We start from the raw sequence: 16527 nt of genomic DNA on the forward strand, positions 1-16527 counted from the left end.
GCAGGCCGCGCCTCTGCGGGGGGCCTCTGCGGGGGGGCCTCCTGATATTCGCTCGACCGGCGCTCCTCTCCTGGCCTACCGTGCGCGGGTGTTGATGAGCGCCGAGTCCGTGATCGTCCTGCTGGACCGCCTGGAGTCGGCCGGCTGTGCCGTGTGGGTGGCCGGTGGCTGGGGTGTCGACGCCCTCCTCGGTAGGCCTACGCGACCCCACGAGGACCTGGATCTCGCCCACCGGGCGGATCAGGAAGCGGAGTTGACGGCAGCCCTGGGCACCCTCGGCCAGGTGCTCGCCGAGGACGCGCGCCCGGTCCGTCGCGTGCTGCGCGACGGGCACGGCCGTCAGGTGGACCTCCATCCGCTCGCCTTCGCGGCGGACGGGAGCGCGCGGCAGGAGTCGTTCACGCCGGGCCGCCCGTACGCGTACCCGGCGGACTGCTTCGTCACGGGAAGCATCGGGGGACGGACCGTGCCCTGCCTCTCGGCGCGGCAGCAGGTCGTCTTCCACGCGGGTTACCCGCCCAGGGAGCGCGATCTCCTCGACATGCGGAACCTGCGGACCGCCTTCCCCGGACTCCCGGACCCCTACGAGGAGCAGCTGTGACCGCCGCCCGCGCCCGGCTCACTCTCGACGACGTACGCCCCTTGGTGCGGGAGGCCCTGGGGCGGGCGCGCCGGGCCGTGGGCGTCGAGCGGCTCACGGGTGGCTCCAAGAAGGGCACCTACCGGGTCGCGCTGGACGACGGCCCGACGGTCGTGGTGCACGTCTGGACGGCCGACGAGGACTACTGGCCCGAGCCGCACGACACGTCCGGTGACGATCCGGCCGACCCGTTCTCGCCCGGTACCGGCTTCGGGCTGTTCGCCTCGGCGGTGCGGGAGTTGACGGCGGCCGGGGCGAGGACCCCGGAGGTGTACCTGTTGCGGGAGCCGTACGCCGTCGTCCAGGACCTGTCCGGGCCCGGCCTCGACGAACTGCTCGGCCGTGACCCGGCGCTGGCCGGGGCCCCGCTCGACGAACTCGCCGACATCCTCGCCCTGTTGCGGTCGCGGAGCGGGCCGGCCCCGGGGAAGGTCGGACCGGTGCGTGCGGGTCACCGCACCACGCGGGGCACCACCTGCGCGGGCCTGGTGTACGACAGGGCGCTCGCGGATCTCGCGGAGGCCGCGGTCCGGGTGCCGGCGATCGCGGAGGTGCGGGAGCGGGTGGCCGGCGAACTCGCGGAGCGCTACGGGCAGGTGGCGCCGCGCGAGGCGTTGTCGGTGATCCACGGGGAGCTGGGCCCGGACCATGTCCGGCTCGACGCGCGGCTGCGGCCCGTGCTGATCGACGTCGAGGGCACGATGTTCTTCGACGCGGAGTGGGAACACGCCTTCCTGCGCCTGCGCTTCGGCCACCACTACCCACGCCTGGTGCGCGGCGCCCCGCTGGACCCGCACCGGCTGTCCCTGTACGCCCTCGCCCATCGCCTGTCCCTCGTCGCGGGCCCCCTGCGGCTGCTCGACGGCGACTTCCCCGACCGGGAGTTCATGCTGTCGATCGTGCGCGAGCACACAGCCGGGGTACGGGCGGCGGTGGGGAGGTAGGGCGACTGCTCGGAGTACCGCTCACCGCACGCCGCGTCCGGCCCGTGGCCGCTCGCCGAGCAGGACCGCGCAGGAAGCGGCGGTCAGCAGACCGCCGACGAGGAAGACGCCGCGCACCCCGGCGAGCGGCAGGAGCAGTCCGCCCAGGCCGGCGCCGGCCGCGATCCCGCCGTTGTAGACACCGGAGTTGGCGGCGAGCGCGAGGTCGGTGCGGCCCGGCGCGCAGTGCAGCATCTCGTTCTGGGTGGCCATGAACACCGGTCCGAGCGCGCCGCCCGTCAGCGACAGGAACACCACCGCCGCCACCGGGTCGGTGCCGGCCGCACCCAGGCCGAGCATGCCCACCGTCTGCGTGGCCACGGCCGTGGTGAGCGTGGCGCGCGGGAAGCGGTCGAGCACGGCCCCGGTGAGGCTCACCCCGAGGAGACAGGCGACTCCGAAGGCCACGAACAGGGCGTTGACCGCGTCCGGCGAGAAGCCGCTCACCTCCCCCAGGAAGCGCACGACGTAGGTGTATCCCGCGAACGCCCCGGTCGCCGAGAGGGCCCCGGCCACCAGCACGGCCCTGAACCGCCGGGTGTCGGGGCTGGTTCCGTAGGCGGCGTGACCCGCTTCCGGACGTGAGGTCGGCAGCAGGACGGCGATCGTCACCAGGGCCAGCAGCCCCAGGCCCGCGAGCGCGGCGAAGGGAACCGCCCAGTCGGTGCTGCGGCCCAGCCAGGTTCCGGCGGGGACACCGAGGACGAGGGCGAGCGAACCGGCGACGGACAGCGCCCCGACGACGCGCCCGCGCGCCGCGGGCCGGAACAGCCCGACCGCGACCGGTCCCATGACCGCCCAGAACAGCGCCTGGGCGAGGGCGGTCAGCAGCCGGGCGGCGAACAGCGGCCAGTAGGAACCGGCCACCGCCGCGACCAGGCTGGACACGACGAGCGCGGCCAGCAGCGCCGTCAGCACATGGCGCCGGGGCACCGCCCGTACGAGGTGGGCCAGCGGCAGGGAGGCCACGGCGACCGTGACACCGTACGCGGTGACCAGATAGCCGACCGCCGACAGCGACACCCGCAGGCCCGCCGAGATGTTCTCCAGGAGGCCGACCGGCAGGTTCTCGGCGGTGTTGAAGGTGAACGCGGCGAGCATCAGGGCTGCGAGCACCGCCACCCCGCGCGCCGCGGGCCGTCGGCCGGTGGCCGGCGCACCGCTTCCCGTCGTGGTCAACCCTCTCCCCCCGCCGCTGGTCTCTCGCGGGCCGGTGGACGGCCGGCCCGACGCGTGCGATCAGCCGCCGAGCCCCTCGGCGGCGGCCCGGTCGAGCGAGGCGGTGAGCCGGGTGAGGTGGGAGCGCAGCTCGTTGATCTCTTCGAGGCCGAGTCCGGTGGCGCTCGCGATGGAGCGCGGGACCCGGCGCGCCTCGGCGCGCAGCGCGGTGCCTCGCGGGGTCAGACGTACCGAGACCGACCGCTCGTCACTCGCCAGCCGCTCCCGGCGCAGCAGACCCGCGCCCTCCAAGCGCTTGAGCAGCGGGGAGACAGTGCCGGAGTCCAGCCGCAGCAGCTCCCCTATGCGCTTGACCGGCAGCTCTCCGTGCTCCCACAGCACCAGCATCACGAGGTACTGGGGGTAGGTGAGGCCCAGTTCCCGCAGGGCGATGCGGTAGACGCTGCCGAAGGCGCGGGAGGCCGCGTTGAGCGAGAAGCAGATCTGGCGGTCGAGCAGCAGGAATTCCTCGTCGGGGGGGTCGAGCGGCGTCATGTCCTCCATGGCTCCAGGATAACGCCTCCGAGAGTTTTAGTTGTGCACAACTAAATTGCGTGCTCTACTGACGTCACGGTGAACGAACGGTGAGCAGCACCGGCACCGGCGATCGAGAGGGATGGTTTTCATGGACGCGCTCTACACCGCTGTGGCCACCGCCAACGGACGCGAGGGCCGGGCGGTCAGCTCCGACGGACAGATCGACCTCACCCTGGCGATGCCCCCGGCGCTCGGCGGCGACGGCAAGGGCACCAACCCGGAGCAGCTGTTCGCGGCCGGGTACGCCGCGTGCTTCGCGAGCGCGCTCGGCCTCGTCGGCCAGCAGGCGAAGGTCGACACCTCCGACATCTCGGTGACCGCCGAGGTCGGGATCGGCAAGGACGGCGAGAGCTTCGGCCTCGCGGTCACCCTGCGCGTCGAGCTGCCCGACGAGATCGAGGCCGCCGCCGGGCAGAAGCTGGTCGAGCAGGCGCACCAGGTGTGCCCCTACTCCAAGGCCACGCGCGGCAACATCCAGGTCGACCTCGTCGTCGAGTAACCTCCGCCGCACCGCTGCGGCCCCGTCGGCGGGGCCGTGCGTGACGGCGCACAGCGCTGAGGCCGGACTCCGCGGGGTCCGGCCCTCAGCGCTGTCGCTCGTGGTGCGGCCGGCGGGGGCTGTCAGTCCTCCGACACGACCGGGCGGATCAGCGCGCGCAGCGAGCGTTCCCCGAGCGGGGCGAAGGCGCGGGCGGCGATCCGGCCCCGGCGGTCGAGGACGACGGTCACCGGGATCGTCTGCGGGAAGGTGCCCCGGGGGAAGCCGAGGAGCACGCGTCCGTCCGGGTCGTAGAGGCTCGGATAAGTGATCTTGTGGGCCTTCTCGAAGGACCGGGCGGCTGCGCGGCTCGTCTCGCGGGTGTTGATTCCGAGGAAGACGACCCCCTGTTGCCGCGTCCGCCCGGCGACCTTCGCGAAGGCGGGGGCCTCGGCCCGGCAGGGAGCGCACGTGGACTCCCACACGTTGAGCACCACGATCTTGCCCCGGTAGGCCGCCGCGTCCAGCGGCTGTCCGTCCACGGTGGGACCGGAGAGCGCCGGGGCCCGCTGCCGGTCGGGGGCCTGCACCCTCAAAAACCCGTCGGCGTCCCCCCGGGAGCCGCGCGCGTCCGCACTGCCCGTGTTACCCCCGCACGCCGTCAGCAGCAGAAGCCCCGCGGCGACGGCCGCCCCCGCCACGCGCCGCGCCCTGCTCCGGCGGGAGGACCACGGGCGGGGCAACGATGATCGCGTCGTCATGGGGAGCATGATGCCACGCGCCGTCCGGCCTTCCGTGGGTGTCCCGCGCGCTTGGGTGGGGCCTGCCGGGCGCTGGGCGTGAGGGGTGGGAGGCTTGGCGCCGTACCGCCCTCTCCGGGCGCCGCGGCGCCGGCGCCCCGCGCACCCGGAGCACCCACTGAGTACCGTCCCCGCCGAGATCCTGTCCGTGGCCGTCCTGCTCGCGGTGCTCGCCTTCGCCGTGGTCCGGCCCCGGGCGCTGCCGGAGGCGGCGGTGGCCGTGCCGGGGGCGGCCCTGCTGGCGGGCACCGGCGCGGTCGGGCTGTCGGCCGCCTGGGACGAGGTGCGCACGCTGCTGCCGGTCGTCGGCTTTCTCGCGCTCGTCCTGATGCTCGCCCGGCTCTGCGCCGACGAGGGCTTGTTCAAGGTCGCGGGGGCCTGGGTGGCGCGCTGGTGCCGGGGCAGCGCGCCCCGGATGCTGGGCGGGGTCTTCGCGGTGGCCGCCGTGGTGACGGCGGTGCTCAGCCTCGACGCGACCGTGGTGCTGCTGACCCCGGTGGTGTTCGCCACGGCGGCGCGGGCCGGTGCCCGGGCCCGGCCGCACGTGTACGCGACGGCCCATCTGGCCAACTCCGCCTCGCTCCTGCTGCCGGTGTCCAATCTGACCAACCTGCTGGCCTTCGGCGTGAGCGGGCTGTCCTTCCTGCGTTTCGCGGGGCTCATGGCGGCGCCCTGGCTCGTGGCGATCGCGGTCGAGTACGCCGTGTTCCGCCGGTTCTTCCGCGCCGACCTCGCGGCGGGCGCCTCGGCGGTGCCCCCGACGGAGGAGGCGCCGCGCGCCCCGGTCTTCACGCTGGTCGTGGTGGGGCTGACCCTCGCCGGGTTCGTCGGCGCCTCGCTGATCGGCGTCGAACCGGCCTGGGCCGCGCTCGCGGGGGTCCTCGTGCTGGCCGCGCGCGGGCTGCGGCGGCACACCACGACCCCGCGCACGCTGGTGGCCTCGGCCTCCCCGCTGTTCTGCGTGTTCGTCCTGGCGCTCGGCGTGGTCGTACGAGCGGTGGTCGACAACGGCCTGGAGTCCGGCCTCGGCCGGCTGCTGCCCTCGGGCGACTCCTTCTGGGCGCTGCTCGCGGTGGCGGCGCTCGCCGCGCTCCTGGCCAATGTCATCAACAACCTGCCGGCCGTCCTGGCACTGCTGCCGATCCTCTCTCCGCACGGCCCGGGCCCGGTCCTCGCGGCCTTGCTCGGCGTCAACCTGGGCCCGAACCTGACGTACGCGGGCTCCCTCGCGACACTGCTGTGGCGCCGTGTCCTGCACCACCACGGGGAGAGCGCCTCGCTCCGGGCGTTCACCCGGCTCGGCCTGATCACGGTCCCGCTCACCCTGCTCGCCTCGACGGCCGCCCTGTGGGCCGGCCTGCGACTGACCGGGGGCTGAGGCCACGGGCCGACGCGGCCGGGAAACGCACACGGATGATCCCCCGCGCCCGGGTGGGCGCGGGGGATCACGGGTGTGGCGGGGCGGAGGTCAGCCCTGGCGGGTCTTCTGGCGCGGGTCCTTGCGGTTGAGGACGTAGACACGGCCTCGGCGGCGGACCACCTGGGCGCCCGGCTTGTTCTTCAGCGCGCGCAGCGAGTTGCGGACCTTCACGGTTGCGCCTTCCGGTCGGGGCAGTGCGTCGGCACCGTACTGCCGGTGATGGACATGCCAACGCGGACGGGGAGTGGTTCATTCCGGCGCGCGGAAGCAGGCGCGGCGGCAGGGTCCACGGCGGACCGCTCGCAGGGGTGCCGCGTCACCCCTGCGAGCGGGTCGCACCCCCCGTGTGCGTGCCGTCCGGCTCGCGCGCCGCTCGCCGGTGGTCCCGGCGGCCGGCCAGGACGTCGGCGAGGGCCAGCACGAAGGCCCCGAGGACGAAGGCGACGGAGACGTACAGACCGTGGTCGAGCGCGGTGGACCAGCCGTCCTTCCCGACCTGCGCGAAGAACACCGAGCCGACGGCGGCGATCCCGATGGCGGAGCCGACGCGCTGTCCGGTCTGGAGGGTGCCGCCCGCGCTGCCCGCCCGGTGCACGGGTACCTCGGACAGGGTCAGCGTCTGGTTGGGGGCGATCACCAGTCCGCTGCCGAGTCCGGCGAACAGGAGGGGGACGAGCATCGCCCAGCCGGCGCCCCGGCCCGGCACCTGGTGGACGGCGAAGGCCGTGCCCGCCAGTCCGATCGCGACCATGGCCAGCCCGAGTGCGACCAGCGGACGGCCGAAGCGGTCCACGAGCCGTCCGCCGAGTCCGGCCGCGGCGCCCGAGCCCACGGCGAAGGGCGTGATGGTGAGCCCGGCCTGCAGCGCGCTGTAGTGCAGGCCGTTCTGGAGGTACAGGGTGGTGACGAAGAAGATCGAGGTGAAGCCCGCGAAGTAGAGCAGGATCAGCGAGGAGCCGAGCCAGTACGAGCGGACCTTGAACAGCGCCAGCTCCACGACGGGCTGCGCGCCCATCGCGGCACACCGCGACTCCCACCACACGAAGACGCCGAGGACGGCCGCCGCGACCAGCACCAGCAGGTACTTGGCGTTGCCGTGCCACTGCTGGGACTGCACGAAGGGCAGCAGCAGCGCGAGCACCCCGCAGCCGAGCAGCAGAACGCCCAGCGGGTCGAGCCGGCGCAGCCCGACCGGGTGGGCGTCCGGGGTGTCGGGCAGCAGACGGCGCGCGAGCAGCAGGCAGAGCACGCCGAGCGGCAGGTTGACGTAGAAGACCCAGCGCCAGCCCTCCTGGGCCCCCGCCGCCTGGATGAGCAGCCCGCCGAGCAGCGGGCCCACGGCCGTGGAGATCCCGACGACGGTGCCGAACATGCCGAAGGCCTTGCCGCGTTCGCGGCCCCGGAACATCTGCTGGATCAGCGCGGAGATCTGCGGCGAGATGAGCCCGCCGGAGGCGCCCTGCACCAGCCGGGAGATCACCAGCCACATGCTCGACTGGGCGGCGCCGCAGGACGCGGAGGCGAGGGTGAACAGCGTGAGCCCGACCATGAACACCCGCCGCCTGCCGCGCGCGTCGCCGAGCCGTCCGGCGGGGATCAGGAACAGGCCGAAGGCCAGCGCGTACCCGGACAGGACCCACTGGAGGTCGGACTCGGGGGTGTTCAGGCCCTTGCGGATGGAGGGCAGTGCGACGTTGACGATCGACACGTCGAGCAGCGTCATGAACCCGGCGACGAGGCAGACCGCGAGGGCCTTCCACCGCCGGGGGTCCGGCTCCTCCGGTGCGGGAGCCGGAGGGTTCGCCGACTGGTCCTGGGCCACGTGCTCTCCTTCGTACGCGGGGTCCGGCGCCCCTGTCCGGCCCGTCCGCCGGGGCTCCCCGTGCCCCTGGTACCCGTCCCGAGCAGAGTATGGCCAGTTTTCGCGCGCCCGCCTGCCGAGGGGCCACGGCGCGGGAGGGGCGCCGGGCCGTTCGGAGCAGCGCCCGCGTCCGGGCGGGCGGGTGTCGTGGTGTGCTGGGCGGGCAGCCGGGCCGAGGAGGCCGGGAGGCGAGGCGGACGAGAGGCGGGAGCGGTGGCGACGAGCGCGGCGGGCCGCAGGGCGGGCCGGTACCAGGTGCTGACCGGACGCGGGGCGCTGCTCGCCCTCAGTTTCGCCTCGGGGGCGGTGGACGCGCTGGCCGTCGTCGCGCTGGGCGGGGCCTTCGCGGGCGTCATGACCGGCAACCTGGTCTTCCTGGGCGCGGCGGCCGCGGGGCGCGCGCCCGAGGGCGCGTGGGCACCGGGCGCGGCGCTGTGCGGATATGTGCTCGGCTCGGCGCTCGTCGCCCCGGTGCTGCACACGATCGGCCCCCGTTCCGCCGAGCGGCCGACGTGGCCCGGCCGGGTGCTCGTGGTGCTCGGCGCGGAGGCGCTCCTGCTGGCGGCGGTCGCGGCCGGCTGGGCGTGGGCGGGAGTCGATGCGGGGCCGCCGACGCGGTACGTCCTGCTGGGGCTGCTGGGCACGGCGATGGGGGCGCAGGCTTCCGCGGTGCTCGCACTGGGCCCCGCCGGGGCGCCCACCACGTTCTTCACGAGCACGCTCACGACCCTCGTGCTCGGTGTGTCCGCCGGGCGGGCCACGGCGGCGAACGGCTGGGCCGCGGCACGTCTGCTGTGCCTGGTCGCGGGCGCCTGCTGCGCGGTGCTGCTGCGCCGCACCCTCCCGGCGTGGTCCCCGGTGCTGCCCGCGGTACTCGTCGCGGTGGTGGCCGTGACCGGGGCGCTCGCGGCGCGGCGGGCCCGGGTACCGGACTGAGGCGCCGCGGCGCCTTTCCTTTTGCGGGCCGCGCGTGCGCACCGCAGCCTGGGACACATGACCTCTGCGAGTGCAAGGAACCCGGCGGGTGCCGCGGTCCCGGCCCACACCTCGGGCCCGGGTCACACCGTGGTGCGCTACGGGCCGGACACGGCCGCGCACGTGCTCAGCGTGTACGAGGACCTCCGCTGCCCGTACTGCAAACGGATGGAGAACGGCCTGGGCGCGGTGTTCCAGGAGGCTGCAGACGCGGGCCGGGTGCGTGTCGACCACCACTTCGCGACCTTCATCGACGTCAACGCGGGCGGTACGGGCTCGTTGCGGGCGCTCTCCGCGCTCGGCGCCGCGCTGGACGAGGGCAGTGAGCAGTTCGTCATGTACCTGCGGGTGCTGTTCGCCGAGCAGCCGTCCGAGGACGAGGACCTGTTCGCGGACACCACGACGCTGGTGCGGCTCGGCGCACAGGTGCCGGGCCTGGACACTCCGGAGTTCCGCGAGAAGGTGACGGAGGGGACGTATCTGTCGTGGGCGCGCGCGGTGTCGGAGGCCTTCGACGGCAGCGGCGTGCGGGCGACTCCGACGGTGCTGCTGGACGGTGAACCCCTCGCCGTCCTCGGCCCCGAGGGGTACGCGGTGACTCCGGAGGCGTTCGAGGCGCAGCTGCCGCGCTGAGTGTGCCGCCCCCTCGCCCGGGTACGCGAGCCGGGCGCGCTCCCGTGCTTCCGAGTGGCCGGGAGCGCGGGGGGCCGTGAAGATGACCAGAGCACAGGGCGCGGCCCGCACGGGTCCGCGCCGCGAGACGAGGAGGCCGCATGGCAGGCGAGAAGGACGCGGAGAACATGCCGCGCGTCGTCACTCCGGACGACGAACTCCACACCGGTGCCCAGGGTGAGGTGACCCCGGAGGACCTCGTTCAGGCCACCGGCCGCGACGTGACTCCGGAGAACCTGGAGTGGGCCCGGAAGAAGATCGCCGAAGAAGGACAGGAAGCCATCGAGCGGCTGCTGCCCTGACGGCGGGGCCGGTCGTGGTCGCGCGGCGGCCCGGGCCGTGACAGGGCGGTGGGGCGGAACCCGGTCCGGGTCCGCCCCACCGCCCTGTCGTCCTGCGCCCTGCCGCCCACGGTCAGCTGCCGGGGACCGGCCAGCGCTGGTCGGCCGCCCAGTCGGCGAACGAGGTCCACCCGATGTCGGGGAACTCGGCGTGCAGCGCGGGGATGTCCACCTGGTAGCCGACCTCCGTGAGGTAGGTGTACATCGCCCCCATGTCGGGGCTCGCGCGTACGACGGACTCCAGGGGGATCTGCCGGAAGCTGAGCGGGCCGCCGGCCGCCCGGCCGATGGCGCGGGCCATCTGCGCGGGGGTGGGGTCGTCACTGGCGATCTCGATGCGCCGGCCCCGGTAGCGCTCGGGGTCGGCGAGCACCGCGGCCACGACCCGGCCGAGGTCGCGGCGGGCGACCTGCTGGAGCGGGAGGTCGGGCGGCAACGCCATGGTGATCTCGCCGTCCGCGATCTCCTGGACCTCGCCGAAGGCGTTGTCGAAGAAGTAGGTGGGCGCGACGACGGTGGCGGGCAGGCCGGAGGCGGCGAGGATCCGGTCGGTGTGCGCCTTCGTGTCGAAGTGCGGGATGCCGGTGTCGCGGTCGGCGCTCGCGACGGAGGCCATGACGAGGTGCGGGAGCGCGGAGCGCGCCGCGGCGTCGACGATGGCGACCCCCTGGGCCTTCTCCGCCTCAAGACCGGACTCGAAGGGGGTGGTGACGGCGAAGGCCGCGGCGGCTCCCTGGAAGGCGGCGGCGAGGGAGTCGGTGTCGGAGAGGTCGGCGCGCACCACCTCCACGCCGGAGGAGGCGAGTGCCCGGGCGCGGGCCTCACCCGGGTCGCGTACGACGGCGCGCACGGACCGCCCCGCCTCGCGCAGGGCGTTGAGCACGGCGCCGCCCTGACCTCCGGTGGCCCCCAGTACCGCGATCTTCATGTGGTCGTCCTCCCTGGTGCGGATGGTCGCCCGGTGGCGCCAGGCGCGCGCTTCACCACTCTCCGACGGGCGGCGGGGCCGGGCCAGGGGACCCGGGCCGAACGGATGAGCGGCGCGCGAGCGGGGACCGCGCGGGGGCTCGGGCCCCTTCCGTCCGGCTCAGGCGAACAGCGCCGTCCGGCTCGCGCGGTCCGCCCGCGCGGGTCAGGCTGGTGCCCGTCAGCGCCGCGTCCGTGCGGCGGGCTGCGACAGTGAGGCGGGCCGATGGGCGACAGCGGTACGCGGCCGGTGGAGGTCACCGACGATCCCGCGACGGGCAGGTACGAGGCGCGGCTGGGCCCCGAGCTCGCGGGCTTCGCGCAGTACATCCACTCGGACGGGCTGATCGCCTTCGTGCACACCGTGGTGGACCCGGCGTACGAGGGGCGGGGCGTGGGCAGCGCACTCGTGCGGACCTCGCTGGACGCGGCACGCGCCTCGGGCACGCCGGTACTCGCGGTGTGCCCGTTCTACTCGGGGTGGGTCGCCCGCCATCCCGCGTACCAGGACCTGCTGTACCGCGAGAAGAGCCGGGTCAGCGACTGACGGCGGGCCTCTCGGGGGAACTGGGGCAAAGGGTTGTGCGGACGTACCGGTCCCGAGCCCGGCGCCCGGTGCGGGAAACCCGGCGGCCGGGCGGTGGACGGCGGGCCGCCGGGGTACCGGGGGTGAGAAGTGCGGTCCGCACTGGCGCGGGCCGAGACGGCCGGGGTCCCCGCCGTGGCCGGTTCCAGTGGTAGACGTGCCGGAAGGCTGGCGATGCAGGAGTTCACGTACGAGACACCGACCGCCCTCGCGCCCGAGCTGCCGGAGGACGAACTCCGTGCCCTGCTCGCGCACTGGCGTGCCGCCAACTACCTGGCGGTCGGCCAGATCTATCTCATGGACAACCCGCTGCTGCGCGAGGAGTTGCGGCCCGAGCACGTCAAGCCGCGCCTGCTGGGCCACTGGGGCACCGTCCCGGGCCTGAACCTCGTGTACACGCACCTGAACCGGCTGATCCGGCTGCGCCGGCAGAACGCCCTGTGCGTCTGGGGGCCCGGGCACGGCGGTCCTGGGGTGCTCGCCAACAGCTGGCTGGAGGGCAGCTACTCGGAGATCTACCCGGACGTGAGCCGGGACGAGCCGGGCATGCGACGGCTGTTCAAGCAGTTCTCCTTCCCCGGTGGGGTGCCCAGTCACGTGGCACCGGACGTTCCCGGTTCCCTCCACGAGGGCGGCGAGCTGGGCTACTCGCTGCTGCACGCGTACGGGGCCGCCTTCGACCATCCCGATCTGCTGGTGACCTGCGTGGTCGGCGACGGGGAGGCGGAGACGGGGCCGCTGGCGACCTCGTGGCACTCCAACAAGTTCCTCGACCCGGCGCACGACGGCGCGGTGCTGCCGGTCCTGCATCTGAACGGGTACAAGATCGCCAATCCGACGATCCTCGCCCGGCTCCCGCAGACCGAGCTGTACGACTTGATGCGGGGCCTCGGGTACCGGCCCATCGAGGTCGCGGGCGACGACCCCGAGGAGGTGCACCGGCTGATGGCGGGCGCCCTCGCGCAGGCGGTCGGCCGGATCGACGAGATCCAGGCCGAGGCGCGCCGGGGCCGTTCCACGGAGCGCGCCCACTGGCCGATGATCATCCTGCGCACCCCGAAGGGCTGGACCGGCCCCGCGGAGGTGGACGGGAAGCCGGTCGAGGGCACGTGGCGCGCCCATCAGGTCCCGCTGTCCCAGGTGCGCACCGACCCGGAGCACCTGCGGATGCTGGAGCGGTGGATGCGCTCGTACGGGCCCGAGGACCTGTTCGACGCGGAGGGCCGGCCGGGTCCGCAGGTCCTGGAGTGCCTGCCGGAGGGCGAGTTGCGGCTCGGCGCGAACCCGGTGGCCAACGGCGGCCGGCTCCTGCGGTCGCTGCCCACTCCCCCGCTGGAGCGGCACGCGGCCCGGTTCGACGGCCCGGGCACGACGACCCACGAGGCGACACGGGTGCTCGGCCACTATCTCGCCGACATCATGCGGGACACGGCCGACCGGCGCGACTTCCGGCTCGTGGGCCCGGACGAGACGGCCTCCAACCGGCTCGAAGGGGTCTACGAGGAGACCGGGAAGACGTGGCAGGAGAAGATCCTGCCGGTCGACGAGCATCTGACGCGGGACGGCAGGGTCATGGAGGTCCTGTCGGAGCACATGTGCCAGGGCTGGCTGGAGGGGTACCTGTTGACCGGCCGGCACGGGGTGTTCTCCACCTACGAGGCGTTCGCGCACATCGTGGACTCGATGGCCAACCAGCACATCAAGTGGTTGCGCACGAGCCGCGCACTGCCGTGGCGGGCCCCGGTCGCCTCGCTCAACTACCTGCTGACCTCGCACGTGTGGCGCCAGGACCACAACGGTTTCTCGCATCAGGACCCGGGGTTCATCGACCACGTGCTCAACAAGAGCCCCGAGGTCGTACGGGTCTATCTGCCGCCGGACGCCAACACGACGCTGGTGACCGCCGAGCAGGCGCTCGCGAGCCGCGACAACGTCAATGTGATCGTCGCGGGGAAGAACCCGCGGTTCGACTGGCTGACGCTCGACGAGGCGCGCGGGCACTGCGCGCGGGGAGCCGGGATCTGGGAGTGGGCCGGGACCGAGGGCGGCCGGGTGCCGGAGGTGGTGCTCGCGTGCGCGGGTGACGCGCCGACCCTGGAGATCCTGGCCGCCGCGCAACTGCTGCGGCAGCGGCTTCCGGAACTGGCCGTGCGGGTCGTCAACGTGGTGGACCTCGCGCGGCTCATGCCGGAGAAGGAACACCCGCACGGTATGCCGGACTTCGACTTCGACGGGCTGTTCACCCGCGACCGGCCGGTGATCTTCGCGTACCACGGGTACCCGTGGCTCGTGCACCGGCTGGCCTACCGCCGCTCCGTCCACCCGCACCTGCACGTACGCGGCTACCGGGAGCGCGGGACGACGACGACCCCCTTCGACATGGTGGTCCTCAACGACATGGACCGCTACCGGCTGGTCATGGACGTGATCGACCGCGTTCCCGGGCTGGCCCAGCGCGCGGCGGGCCTGCGGCAGGAGATGGCCGACACCCGTACCCGGCACCGTGCCTTCGTGCGGGAGCACGGCGAGGACCTGCCCGAGGTCACCGACTGGCGCTGGGAGGGCTGAGGGCCTGGCGGTGACGGAGTGCGGGGCCCTCATGTCGATCGTCTCGCACCGCCGGCCCGGCACCGCCGGCCCGGCACCGCCGGCCCGGCACCGCCCCGCCGGCCTCGTCGTCGCGGACGGCCGAGCCCGAGGCCAACACGGTCCCGGTCTCCAAGGCACACAAGCCACCAGTGGAATCTGCCCGTTCAGGCCCCGCACGCGGGCAGATCCCACAGATCGAACACGACTCGATTCGTGCTCTAGGCGTTCTGTCCGGGGAGGGTGGGTGCAGTGCCGCCGGAGCCCTCGACGAAGCCGCGGAGGCCGGCGAGAACCGGGGCGCCCGCCTGGCACCGGACCCACAGGGGGGCATGCCGCAGCCGCAGGGCCACCTCCCGCCACTGCGGCCCGGCGACTTTCTCACCGGTGGCGTAGTGTGCCCACTCGCCCGGGGGGAACCAGACCTGCCTGCGCCCACCAGGGGCGTACAGGGGCGCCACCAGGAGGTCGGGACCCAGGAGGTACTGGAGATCGGCGGCGTGGGCGTCCGGACGCCGTGGCTGGTCCAGGAACATGGGCCGCATCAGGGGCAGCCCGCCGCGTACGCACCGCGCGGCCTGTTCCACCAGATACGGCAGGAGGCTCTCCCGCAGCAGAGCGGCCTCGCGCACCGCGTCGCACGCCTCCTGCGGGAAGTCCCAGGGCAGCCGGGAGGTCATGCCGTGGAACCGTGCCATGGGAGACAGGAGACCGAACTGCGCCCAGCGAACATAGAGTTCAGGTGAGGGGGTGCCGTGGAACCCCCCTATGTCATGGCTCCAGAAGGGCTGCCCGGTGAGGCCAAGCGACAGTCCGCCGCGCAGTACCGAGGCGAGGTCCTCCCAGGTGGAGTTGGGGTCGCCGGCCCACTGGACGGCGTGCCGCTGGCCGCCGGTCCACGAGGAGCGGCCCCACACCATGCCCGTGCCACCGGTGACCTCACGCAGTACCTCGGACACCAGGTCGTTGTAGAGAAGCGGATAGAGGTTGTGGAGCCGTTGGCCCGTCATCCCGTTGGCGGCGACCGCATCGCGCGGGACTCCTTCCCCGAAGTCGGTCTTCATCGCGTCAGCCCCGCAGGACAGCGCCTCCCGCAGCAGTTCCCGGTACCAGGAATCCGCTTCCGGACGAGTGAAGTCGACCATCGCGACCTCGGGATGGAAGCCGCTCCACGCGTCACTGATCCAGGTCGTGCCGTCGGCGGTACGCAGAAGGTAGCCGGCGCGCTCCGCCTCGGCGAACCTCGGACTGGCGACGCCGATGTAGGGGTTCATCCAGAGGCAGGTGCGCAGGCCCTGGTTCCGCAAGCTCGTGATCAGGCCCTTGGGATCGGGGAACGCCCTGTCGTCCCACCGGAGGTCGGACCAGTTGCCGTGCTTCTGCCAGTGGCAGTCGATGTGGATCACCGAGCAGGGAAATCCGTGTTCCCGGATCTCCTCGGCCCTCCGGGTGACCCCGGCGGCGTCCTCCGTCGAGAAGCCGGAGGAGATCCAGGGGCCGAAAGCCCAGTCGGGCGGCAGCAGCGCCTCCCCGGTCAGCTCCCGATGGGCCCCCAGACAGGTGGCGGGGTCGCCCGCGATCAGGTAGTAGTCGAGCTGTTCGTCGGGGACGCTGAACGACCAGGCGGCGGTGTTGCTGTGTGCCAGGTCGAAGACCGCACGGGTCGTGGTGTCGACCAGCACCGCGTACCCACGGCTCGACAGGAGCCAGGGGCTCACCTTGTAGGCCCGGCTGCCCGAGGTCCCCATGGCGTCCTGGATCCAGCAGCTCACCTGCCGGCCCCTCAAGTTTGGTCCGGTGAACTGCTCCCCGAAGCCGTAGAACTTCTCTTCGGGTGCCGCCGCCCAGGTGTCGTGGTAGACGAGGGAGCCGTCCGTCAGCTCGGAGACTCCGAGGGGGAGCACGGTGAGGAGCTCGTCGGGCTGCCGGTCGTCCCCGTTCTGCCGCAAGACCTCGCCCGAGGTGCCGGGAGACAGCTGGAAGGCCATACGGAAGGGGTCGAGGTCCACCCGCAGTACGGCGCCGGGGGTGGCCAGTGCGACATGGTGCTCGTCCCGCACGACACGCCCGGTACTCCTGCCGGGGCGGGCCAGGCTCACCCGCGGTTCCCGCGGAACACCGTCCATGCGCAGGGTGACGCGTACCGATCCGGAGACAGCCGCCGCCAGGCGCAGAGTCCCTTCCCTGCCCTGCTCGGTGCGCACACGAAGGGTCAGGGCGTCCTCGGCGGTCTCAGCGATCTCGGCGCGGACGACCGGGTCGAGGGCGCCGGGGCCCGTGGCCGTCAGGGTGGGAGGCGGGGCGATGAACGGGTGGACCGCGCGGGGATGGAGGGTGGTCATGGTGTTCCTCGGGAGTCTGCTCGGAAGGACGGGTCGTCCCCTGGCTCAGGGACGGGGCCGCGCTGCGCGTCAGGGGCGCGCAGCGCGGCGCCGGGGTTCAGCAGGCCGGGGCCAGAGGCACC

16 protein-coding genes are annotated in these 16527 nt (G+C 73.6%); 9 read left to right on the forward strand and 7 right to left on the reverse strand.

Annotation, left to right across the window (positions count from 1 at the left end; all coding sequences use genetic code 11):
• Positions 1-94: 94 nt before the first annotated feature.
• Both AB0J21_RS19850 and AB0J21_RS19855 read left to right on the forward strand, forming a co-directional pair.
• On the forward strand, positions 95-601 hold the full coding sequence (locus AB0J21_RS19850) for an amino acid transporter (protein WP_363147629.1): 507 nt from the start codon (positions 95-97) through the stop codon (positions 599-601).
• Positions 598-1584 (forward strand): aminoglycoside phosphotransferase family protein, encoded by a 987-nt coding sequence (locus AB0J21_RS19855; protein WP_363147325.1) that lies wholly within the window; start codon positions 598-600, stop codon positions 1582-1584. Before AB0J21_RS19850 ends, AB0J21_RS19855 begins: the two co-directional genes overlap by 4 nt.
• Positions 1585-1605: 21 nt before the next feature.
• Here the strand turns inward: AB0J21_RS19855 and AB0J21_RS19860 are convergent, their stop codons facing one another.
• Positions 1606-2724 carry an MFS transporter gene (locus AB0J21_RS19860; protein ID WP_363147630.1) on the reverse strand — a complete coding sequence of 373 codons (1119 nt, stop codon included), beginning with the start codon at positions 2722-2724 and terminating at the stop codon, positions 1606-1608.
• Between the two features lie 138 nt (positions 2725-2862).
• Entirely contained in the window at positions 2863-3345 is a 483-nt protein-coding gene (locus tag AB0J21_RS19865) for a MarR family transcriptional regulator (protein WP_363147326.1), read from the reverse strand.
• Positions 3346-3466: 121 nt separating this feature from the next.
• On the opposite strand from AB0J21_RS19865, the gene AB0J21_RS19870 reads away from it, so the two are divergent.
• A complete protein-coding gene (locus AB0J21_RS19870) occupies positions 3467-3877 on the forward strand; it encodes an organic hydroperoxide resistance protein (protein WP_363147327.1) in 411 nt (136 codons plus the stop codon).
• A gap of 122 nt (positions 3878-3999) precedes the next feature.
• On the opposite strand, the gene AB0J21_RS19875 is transcribed toward AB0J21_RS19870, so the two are convergent.
• Positions 4000-4617, reverse strand: a complete 618-nt coding sequence (locus tag AB0J21_RS19875; protein WP_363147328.1) for a TlpA disulfide reductase family protein — start codon at positions 4615-4617, stop codon at positions 4000-4002.
• A 181-nt stretch (positions 4618-4798) separates the two neighbouring features.
• Between AB0J21_RS19875 and AB0J21_RS19880 the strand changes: the two genes are divergently transcribed.
• Positions 4799-6034: an SLC13 family permease gene (locus tag AB0J21_RS19880; protein ID WP_363147631.1), complete on the forward strand. Its 1236-nt coding sequence runs from the start codon at positions 4799-4801 to the stop codon at positions 6032-6034.
• Between the two features lie 90 nt (positions 6035-6124).
• Here AB0J21_RS19880 and AB0J21_RS19885 read toward each other — a convergent pair whose 3' ends face one another.
• On the reverse strand, positions 6125-6247 hold the full coding sequence (locus AB0J21_RS19885) for a 50S ribosomal protein L36 (RefSeq protein ID WP_363147329.1): 123 nt from the start codon (positions 6245-6247) through the stop codon (positions 6125-6127).
• Between the two features lie 145 nt (positions 6248-6392).
• Complete coding sequence (locus AB0J21_RS19890; RefSeq protein WP_363147330.1) at positions 6393-7898, reverse strand: MFS transporter; 1506 nt, start codon at positions 7896-7898, stop codon at positions 6393-6395.
• A 252-nt stretch (positions 7899-8150) separates the two neighbouring features.
• Here AB0J21_RS19890 and AB0J21_RS19895 point away from each other — a divergent pair, with 252 nt between their 5' ends.
• From AB0J21_RS19895 to AB0J21_RS19905, 3 genes are all read left to right on the forward strand, one after another.
• Positions 8151-8873, forward strand: a complete 723-nt coding sequence (locus AB0J21_RS19895) for a YoaK family protein (RefSeq protein ID WP_363147331.1) — start codon at positions 8151-8153, stop codon at positions 8871-8873.
• Between the two features lie 57 nt (positions 8874-8930).
• The gene (locus AB0J21_RS19900; protein ID WP_363147332.1) at positions 8931-9545 is read left to right on the forward strand and encodes a thioredoxin domain-containing protein; all 615 of its coding nucleotides are present in this window, start codon (positions 8931-8933) and stop codon (positions 9543-9545) included.
• Between the two features lie 140 nt (positions 9546-9685).
• Entirely contained in the window at positions 9686-9886 is a 201-nt protein-coding gene (locus tag AB0J21_RS19905; RefSeq protein ID WP_363147333.1) for a hypothetical protein, read from the forward strand.
• A 112-nt stretch (positions 9887-9998) separates the two neighbouring features.
• Here the strand turns inward: AB0J21_RS19905 and AB0J21_RS19910 are convergent, their stop codons facing one another.
• Positions 9999-10853, reverse strand: a complete 855-nt coding sequence (locus AB0J21_RS19910; RefSeq protein ID WP_363147334.1) for an NmrA/HSCARG family protein — start codon at positions 10851-10853, stop codon at positions 9999-10001.
• Between the two features lie 264 nt (positions 10854-11117).
• Here AB0J21_RS19910 and AB0J21_RS19915 point away from each other — a divergent pair, with 264 nt between their 5' ends.
• Together AB0J21_RS19915 and AB0J21_RS19920 are read left to right on the forward strand one after the other, a co-directional pair.
• Positions 11118-11438 (forward strand): GNAT family N-acetyltransferase, encoded by a 321-nt coding sequence (locus AB0J21_RS19915; protein ID WP_363147335.1) that lies wholly within the window; start codon positions 11118-11120, stop codon positions 11436-11438.
• Positions 11439-11651: 213 nt separating this feature from the next.
• Complete coding sequence (locus tag AB0J21_RS19920) at positions 11652-14045, forward strand: phosphoketolase family protein (protein ID WP_363147632.1); 2394 nt, start codon at positions 11652-11654, stop codon at positions 14043-14045.
• A gap of 239 nt (positions 14046-14284) precedes the next feature.
• On the opposite strand, the gene AB0J21_RS19925 is transcribed toward AB0J21_RS19920, so the two are convergent.
• The gene (locus AB0J21_RS19925) at positions 14285-16405 is read right to left on the reverse strand and encodes a TIM-barrel domain-containing protein (RefSeq protein ID WP_363147336.1); all 2121 of its coding nucleotides are present in this window, start codon (positions 16403-16405) and stop codon (positions 14285-14287) included.
• Between the last annotated feature and the right edge of the window lie 122 nt (positions 16406-16527).

It is taken from the genome of Streptomyces sp. NPDC049954, from assembly GCF_040656295.1.
Classification (GTDB): domain Bacteria; phylum Actinomycetota; class Actinomycetes; order Streptomycetales; family Streptomycetaceae; genus Streptomyces.